Source organism: Lutispora sp. (assembly GCF_041687175.1).
GTDB lineage: Bacteria > Bacillota > Clostridia > Lutisporales > Lutisporaceae > Lutispora.
This window is the reverse complement of sequence record NZ_JAWLCK010000128.1, coordinates 1-7,029: the sequence shown is the minus strand read 5'-3', so window position 1 is coordinate 7,029 and position 7,029 is coordinate 1. Positions and strand designations below refer to the sequence as shown.

The window sequence follows — 7,029 nt, the reverse complement described above, 5'->3', positions numbered from 1 at the left end:
CAGCTGCTGAAGTTTTAGAGACCCCTATAATTGTTTGCAGGGCTAGCGGAACCTGCGTAGTACCAAAGGATAAGCAAAGAAAGTAGCTAACCGCTAAATTTTTCTGAATTAAGAATATGTATATGTTATAGGAGGTACATAAAATGGATAAACTTATAATAACAGCTGCACTTACTGGAGCAGAGGTCACAAGAGAACAACAGCCCAATCTGCCCATAACACCTGATGAAATAGCAGAGGCTGCTTATGAAGCTTATAAAGCAGGAGCAGCTATGGTTCATGTACATGCAAGAAAACCAGATGGTACACCTACTCAGGATAAGGAAGTATACAGGGAAATCAAAGAAAAGATTGCTGCCAAATGTAATGTTATTTTCCAGCCGTCCACTGGCGGTGCTGTATGGCATACTGCAGAGGAAAGAATTCAGCCTGTGCTTTTGAAGCCGGAAATGGCATCCTTGACAGCAGGCACATGTAACTTCGGACCTGATGTGTTCATGAATACACAGGAATACATGGAAACCTTTGCAAAGACCATGCTAGAGAATGATGTAAAGCCTGAAATAGAAATATTCGAAAGAGGCATGATAGACAACGCATTAAGAATGGTTAAAAAGGGCTTGTTGAAGACTCCACTTCATTTTGACTTTGTAATGGGTGTTCCTGGAGCTATCATGGGAGAGCCAAGAGACCTTATGTACCTGGCAAACAGCATACCTGCTGGAAGCACATGGACTGTGGCAGGCATCGGAAGATATGAACTTCCATTGGCAGTTATGGCCATTGTAATGGGGGGCCATGTAAGAGTAGGTTTTGAGGACAATATCTTCTACAGCAAGGGAGTATTAGCCGAGTCCAATGCCCAGCTGGTAGCTAGAGTTGCAAGGATCGCAAAGGAATGTGGAAGAGAAGTTGCAACACCAGATGAAGCAAGACAAATTTTGGGATTGACAAAATAAGAGAAGGATATAAAGAAGAATTGTAGAAATAATAAGGAAGGGGGGATATGGAATGGTATTTGATGCAAATATCAGCGTCTCTGTGAGATGCAAAAGATGCGGCAGATTTATTGTCGGGGATATGAGTTTTTTTCAAATGAAGAATGGAAGACAAGTTTGCGTAAAATGTGAATGCGGAGAAGTTGTTGCAAAGGTAAAAAGCCGCGACTTCAAAACCTTCCATGTACTTATCCCTTGCCTTATTTGCGGTAAGGATCACAAGTTTATATATACATGGAAGTCGGTGCCTTGGGAAAAGGTAAAAATGCTAAGCTGCCCGTCCAGTTCCTATGATATAGCTTTTATCGGCGGGCAGGATCCCATAAAGAACTTGGTAGCCAAAAGGCAAAAGGATATGGAAGAACTAATAGAGGTATTGAGTAATATATAATTCTGTTGCGAGTTACGGGTTACAAGTTTCTGGTTACGAGTTGCGAGTTTCGAGTTTCGAGTATTCAGTATGACTGTTATTTCTGGCTTCTGCCTAGCATCTTTAGTGTTTTAGTAAAGACCTGATAGGCATACCTAGTTCTAAAAAGCCAGAGGCTAGTGGCTAGAAGCTAGCGACCGGTGACTGGAGACCAGCGACCAGAGGCCAGAGACTGACAGAATAGGAATACCTAGGCAATACTGAGCTCTGAGTTCTGAGCTCTGAGTTCTAATATGGAGGTTATTTTATGAAGCTTTTCATTGATACCGCAAATGTGGAGGAAATCCGAAGGGCCAATGAAATGGGCATAATTTGCGGTGTAACTACAAATCCTTCTCTAATAGCAAAAGAAGGAAGGGATTTTAAACAGGTAGTAACTGAAATAGCTGAAATTGTAGACGGCCCCATAAGTGCCGAAGTCATAAGTATGAAAGCTGAAGAAATGGTGCCGGAGGCCGTAGAACTATCAAAAATACACAAAAATATTGTAATAAAGATACCCATGTGTGAAGAAGGCCTGAAAGCTGTAAAGATACTAAAGGAAAAGGGAATTAAAACCAATGTCACTCTGATATTTTCCGTCAATCAGGCATTGCTTGCAGCCCGGGCAGGAGCCTCATACGTAAGTCCCTTTGCCGGAAGGGTGGATGATGTAGGCAATAGCGGTATGGATATTATCAGGGATATAGCACAGGTTTTTGATATATATCAGATGAATTGTGAAATAATAGCCGCCAGTATAAGGCATCCTATGCATGTTACCGAAGCAGCACTGGCAGGTGCTCACATCAGCACAGTACCTTTCGATGTAATCAAAAAGATGATTTCACATCCTCTCACAGATATAGGTATAGATAAATTCTTAGCCGATTGGGAAAAGTTCAGCAAGAGATAATTATAACAAGATGGTTATATTAATAAGAAGATTGGAGTTCAGGTGAGCGGTTTTCACCTGGACTCACTCAATATGTCATTTTAAAAAGTATAAAAAGTGAAGGAGGTTTCAATCTTGATCGATAGAGATCTGGCTCTAGGTCTTGTTAGGGTCACAGAAATAGCAGCTTTAGGAAGTGCGCGATGGATGGGAAGAGGCGACAAAAATGCCGCTGACCAGGCAGCAGTAGATGGAATGAGAAGGATGTTCGACACATTGAATATCGATGGCGTGGTGGTAATCGGAGAAGGGGAAATGGATGAAGCCCCAATGTTGTACATAGGTGAAGAACTGGGGAGAAGAGGACCAGAGGATGTGAAGGTGGATATAGCAGTAGATCCTCTGGATGGTACAAATTCGGTGGCAAAGGGGTTGCCAAATGCCATATCTGTTATAGCTGTGGCAGAGAGAGGCTGCCTGCTTCATGCGCCGGATATGTATATGGATAAGATAGCAGTAGGACCAAAAGCAAAGGGAGTTATAGATATCAATGCCCCGGTTGAGGAAAACCTGAGAAACATAGCAAAAGCCTTGAACAAGGACATCAAGGAAGTTACGGTTACCATGTTGGATAGAGAAAGACATGAGGATTTGGTGAAGGAAATAAGAAGGATAGGCTGTCGTATAAAGCTTTTCAGAGACGGTGATGTGGCAGCGGCCATAGCTACCTGTTTTGAAAAGACCGGTGTAGATGTACTCATGGGTATAGGCGGAGCACCAGAAGGAGTAATAGCAGCTGCAGCATTAAAGTGCATGGGCGGTGAGTTCCAGGGCAGGCTGTATCCTATGAATGATGAAGAAAGAGAAAGATGCACAAAAATGGGAATATGTGATGTAAATAAGGTTCTTTATCTTGACGACCTGGTAAAGGGGGATGATGTATTCTTCGCCGCAACGGGTATATCCGATGGAGAACTGCTTAAGGGTGTTTTATTCTTAGAGAACAATATTGCAGTGACCGATTCTGTAGTAATGAGATCAAAAACAGGCACCATAAGATTTGTAGAAGCTACTCATAATCTTTCAAAGAAACCACAATATATCAAATATGCATAGGTGTAAAAAGGATTTTGCAATGTCACAATATGAGGAGGTGATTGGTTGGAGGAATTAATGAAGAAAAATCTGACTGAGCTTAGGGAAATGGCTAAAGCTATGGGTATCAAGAGCTATTACAAGCTGAAGAAGGAAGAACTTGTAAAAGAAATATTGGATATGATAGAAGCTGCAAGAGTGGCACATGGAATTCCTAAGACAGAAGATAAAGAATTAGAAAAACCAAAAGAAGAAAAGATTGTAATTCCCCAGGAAAGTAAAGAAATAAAGCTCCCAGAGGAAGAAGTAGATGCAGGCGAGGAAGAAGAAAAGCTCCAGGAAGAAGAAAAAGATTTAAGCGAAGAGGCTAAGAGGTTTTTGGAATCCAAGGATGTGGAGAAGGGCGGGAGAGCCGACGGCATACTGGAGGTTCACCCTGAAGGCTTCGGCTTTCTAAGATCTGATAATTATCTGTCTGGAGATAGGGATATTTATATTTCTCCTTCTCAGATTAGAAGGTTTAATCTGAGGACGGGAGATAGGGTTACGGGCATAACAAGAGCAGCCAAAGAAGGCGAGAAATTCCAAGCTTTGCTTTATGTACAGGGCGTAAATGGAGATGATCCTGAGACGGTCATCAGGAGGCCTGATTTTGAAGATCTGACCCCCATATATCCCAAAGAAAAGTTGGTTATGGAATGTGATCCAAAGGACCTTTCTACAAGACTAATCGATTTATTGGCGCCTATTGGAAAGGGTCAAAGAGGGATGATTGTTTCCCCACCCAAAGCAGGAAAAACAATTCTTTTGAAAAAAATCGCCAACAGTATTACCACAAACTACCCAAATATAGAATTGATCGTGCTCTTGATAGATGAAAGACCGGAAGAAGTTACAGATATGAAGAGATCTATCAAGGGTGATGTCATATATTCAACCTTTGATGAGATGCCTGAGCATCACTGCAAGGTTGCTGAGATTGTTCTGGAAAGGGCCAAAAGGCTTGTAGAGCAGAAAAAGGATGTAGTTGTGCTTCTAGACAGCATAACAAGGCTTGCCAGAGCATATAATCTCACCATTGCACCTACAGGCAGAACTCTATCCGGAGGCTTGGATCCAGGTGCCTTGTATAAGCCTAAAAAGTTTTTCGGTGCAGCCAGAAATATTGAAGAAGGCGGCAGCCTGACTATTTTGGCAACGGCTTTGGTGGATACAGGAAGCAGAATGGACGACGTAATATATGAGGAGTTCAAGGGTACAGGCAATATGGAAATCCACTTGGATAGAAAACTATCAGAAAAGAGGATATTCCCTGCTATAGATATGAACAGATCAGGAACCAGAAGAGAAGAAGAACTCTTGAGTCCCAAGGAATACGAAGGTGTACTCAGCATGAGAAAATCCCTAAGCAGCGGCAATACAGCAGAGGTTGCAGATTCTATAATCAATTTTATGCAAAGAACAAAAACAAATGAAGAGTTTGTAGAGTTTATAAGGAAGCAGCTTATAAGATAGGCGAGCCTGCGAAGCTCTGTTTTTTTCACGAGTCACGCATCACGGATCCCGTGTCACGAGTCATTTAAAAAATTATTTGCTATAAAAAAAATATTATGCTATAATGTAAAAGTTGAAATTCGTAAATAATACAATTGATATAGTTCATCAGAAAGAGGTGAGTAGTGTGAGAGAGGGCATTCATCCAAATTACGGTGAAGCAGTTGTAAAATGTGCTTGCGGCGAGACATTTACAACAGGTTCTGTAAAAAAAGAAATAAAAGTTGAAATTTGCTCAAAATGCCATCCATTCTTTACTGGAAAACAAAAATTTGTTGATACCGGTGGTAGAGTTGATAGATTTAAGAGGAAGTACAATATTCAAGATGAACAAACAGAAGAATAAAAATATGAGGTTAGAGTATCAGCTTTAACCTCAATTTTTTTTGGGACAACGGGGACGGTTCTTTTTGTCCCTTTTAAGAATTTGGAGGGGGTACATATGAGCAAACTATATTTCAGATATGGAGCAATGAACAGCGGCAAATCAACAAACTTGCTGCAAGTAGCACACAATTATGAAGAAAGAGGCATGAAGGTTATTATAATAAAGCCAATGACAGACACAAAGGGCGGAGAACTACTGGTATCAAGGCTAGGCGTGACTCGGAAAGCGGACTATCTAATACATAAAGACCATAATATATATGATTTGATTGAAGAATGGACAAAAAACAATGGACAACTTCATTGCCTGCTGGTGGATGAGGTACAGTTTCTGAAGGCTTATCATATCGATCAGCTTTTTATGATTGCCTGTCAGTTGGACATACCTGTAATATGCTACGGTCTCAGAACAGATTTTAGAATGGAAGGATTCGAGGGAAGTGCCAGGCTTCTGCTTTTGGCTCACAGCATAGAAGAGTTGAAAACCATATGCCAATGCGGTAAAAAAGCCATGTTAAACGGAAGAAAAATAAATGGTAAGTTTGTATTTGAAGGTGAACAGGTAGCCATAGAAGGTGCGGGAAGTGTGGAGTATGAGTCTCTTTGCCCTAAATGTTATTTCAGATTTAGAAAAGAAGCGGAAGATTCCTAAAATTTTTTAGATCAAAAGAAGGAATTTTCAGACCAATGTAGAATAGAATGTAGCAAGAGAGAAAATGAGAACACGGTTCTATAATATAGAATGATAGTATTTATAATGTAAGAGGAAGGGAAAGCATGGGCGACGGAGTGAGAATACAGGCCATTGAAAGGGCTATTTTGATAATGAATTGCTTCACAGACGAGAAGCCGGAGCTAAGGTTGCAGGAAATATGCGAAAAGCTGGATCTGAATAAGAGTACCGCACATGGAATCATAAATACATTGAAACATCATGGCCTTATAGAACAGGATCCGGAGACTCAGAAATACAGATTGGGGTTGAATCTATTAGTATTGGGCAGCAAGGTTTTAAACAGATTAGATGTGAGAACCATAGCTGCTCCTATACTGAAGGAAGTATGCGCTAAGACGGATGAAACTGTTCATTTAGGCATATTAGATGGCATAGAGGTTGTTTATATAGATAAATACGAATCAAGCCAATCCATGAGGCTCTTTACTAAGATAGGCACCAGATATCCTGCCTATTGTACAGGAATCGGCAAGGCTATGCTCGCCTTCATGCCAACAGAAGACCAGATGAAAAATATACCTGATGAACTGAATAGATTTACTGAGTATACCTTAAAAGATAAAAAAGAGGTAATTGAACATTTGAAGAAGGTAAAACAGCAGGGGTATGCCATTGATGATGAGGAAAATATGGAAGGGCTTCGATGTGTCGGAGCTCCAATATTTGACTATAGTGGCAAAGTAGTTGCAGCAATCAGTGTTGCAGGGCCATCCATAAGGATGACCAAAGATAAGATACATGAAATTATTGATATACTGAGAGAAGCAGCAGAGGAGATTTCTAAAAGGCTTGGCTATCAGAAATAATATGACAGGGCTTTTATAAGATTATTATAATTGCCCATTTAATTTAGAATGTCATGAGAACATAGTTCTATAATGTAGAACTATTCACAAATAAGTGGAAGATAAAAATGCTGACGAGAATGAAAAATAATTTAATAAAATTTTGTAAA

Annotated in this window: 8 protein-coding genes and 1 pseudogene; all 9 read left to right on the top strand. The window is 40.4% G+C overall.

The window, feature by feature from the left end:
• A pseudogene (locus ACESM9_RS13405) lies at nt 1–86 on the top strand (3-aminobutyryl-CoA ammonia lyase); the annotation flags it as partial.
• A 57-nt stretch (nt 87–143) separates the two neighbouring features.
• Nucleotides 144–959: a 3-keto-5-aminohexanoate cleavage protein gene (locus ACESM9_RS13400; protein ID WP_372999624.1), complete on the top strand. Its 816-nt coding sequence runs from the start codon at nt 144–146 to the stop codon at nt 957–959.
• 52 nt (nt 960–1,011) lie between these two features.
• On the top strand, nt 1,012–1,389 hold the full coding sequence (locus ACESM9_RS13395; RefSeq protein WP_372999620.1) for a hypothetical protein: 378 nt from the start codon (nt 1,012–1,014) through the stop codon (nt 1,387–1,389).
• 286 nt (nt 1,390–1,675) lie between these two features.
• A complete protein-coding gene (fsa, locus tag ACESM9_RS13390; protein WP_372999616.1) occupies nt 1,676–2,323 on the top strand; it encodes a fructose-6-phosphate aldolase in 648 nt (215 codons plus the stop codon).
• 117 nt (nt 2,324–2,440) lie between these two features.
• Complete coding sequence (glpX, locus tag ACESM9_RS13385) at nt 2,441–3,418, top strand: class II fructose-bisphosphatase (protein WP_372999630.1); 978 nt, start codon at nt 2,441–2,443, stop codon at nt 3,416–3,418.
• 57 nt (nt 3,419–3,475) lie between these two features.
• On the top strand, nt 3,476–4,912 hold the full coding sequence (rho, locus tag ACESM9_RS13380; RefSeq protein ID WP_372999627.1) for a transcription termination factor Rho: 1,437 nt from the start codon (nt 3,476–3,478) through the stop codon (nt 4,910–4,912).
• 166 nt (nt 4,913–5,078) lie between these two features.
• Nucleotides 5,079–5,297, top strand: a complete 219-nt coding sequence (rpmE, locus tag ACESM9_RS13375) for a 50S ribosomal protein L31 (RefSeq protein ID WP_372999613.1) — start codon at nt 5,079–5,081, stop codon at nt 5,295–5,297.
• Nucleotides 5,298–5,393: 96 nt separating this feature from the next.
• Nucleotides 5,394–5,990 (top strand): thymidine kinase, encoded by a 597-nt coding sequence (locus tag ACESM9_RS13370; RefSeq protein WP_372999610.1) that lies wholly within the window; start codon nt 5,394–5,396, stop codon nt 5,988–5,990.
• Nucleotides 5,991–6,115: 125 nt separating this feature from the next.
• The gene (locus tag ACESM9_RS13365) at nt 6,116–6,880 is read left to right on the top strand and encodes an IclR family transcriptional regulator (RefSeq protein ID WP_372999607.1); all 765 of its coding nucleotides are present in this window, start codon (nt 6,116–6,118) and stop codon (nt 6,878–6,880) included.
• The last annotated feature ends 149 nt before the right edge of the window (nt 6,881–7,029 follow it).